Source organism: Calidifontibacillus erzurumensis, assembly GCF_013303125.1.
In the GTDB taxonomy this organism is placed as follows: Bacteria; Bacillota; Bacilli; order Bacillales; family Bacillaceae_J; genus Calidifontibacillus; species Calidifontibacillus erzurumensis.
In genome coordinates, this window is the sequence record NZ_JABTTE010000067.1 from 1 (window position 1) to 792 (window position 792).

Below are 792 nucleotides of genomic sequence, written 5' to 3' on the forward strand. Positions count from 1 at the left end.
GGTTGGGAGACTTCTGTCGGAAAAAGTTAAATTCTTACGGTGAAAACGCTAACAAATTGATCTTCTTTTTAACGGGAAAGTTTGACTAACTCCTCGACAACTTTATTAGGGATTTCAATTTCAAATTCGGTTTCAAATTTTTCAATCAATGGAGTCCATACCTTTCTCTCATCTTTTGTAATATTTAATTTAGGGTTGAAAGGAATGGATTCAATTAATTTTTCCAACGTATTATTCATTTTTGCAGAAATGATCCGGTCCATTAAGCTTCCCATATGCATCCACATACCTAATTCCCTCATATTATCCCATTTAAAGTAACTGCGGATTTGGGGCATATATTCTTCCAAAATAGTGGTAATGATTTTAGGATTGACATACGTTACAATTTCGCTTAGCCCTCTTAGAATTAACTGTGGAATTTCATTTTCTTGAATATCATCTTTTTCTATGAATCCAGATGAATTTCTTGTAATCTCCAATAATTTTTTCATACGGGTAATCCCCTCGGATTGCAGAAGCTCCCAAGCAGGAATGTATGGAATCCCTTCAATGGAAACAGGGACAGTACCGATGATAGCGACAATTTTATAATAATTATTCAAATCATTTAAAACAGTCGTATCTTTTGTTGTTGGATCAATACGGACTGTTCGAACAACAACATCTTGATCTATTTCTGACAATTGAGATTTAATCCAAGTTTCAAGCAGCTGTGCGGCTCCTTCCCCTGTAAAACATACCGTTGCAATCATTCTTTTCTTCATACTATTGGTTTGAGGTTCATTATTT

Annotated in this window: 1 protein-coding gene; it reads right to left on the minus strand. The window is 34.6% G+C overall.

Annotation, left to right across the window (positions count from 1 at the left end):
- Nucleotides 1–68 precede the first annotated feature (68 nt).
- A partial coding sequence (locus HR057_RS16810) for a hypothetical protein (protein ID WP_230474527.1) occupies nucleotides 69–792 on the minus strand: 724 nt, incomplete at its 5' end.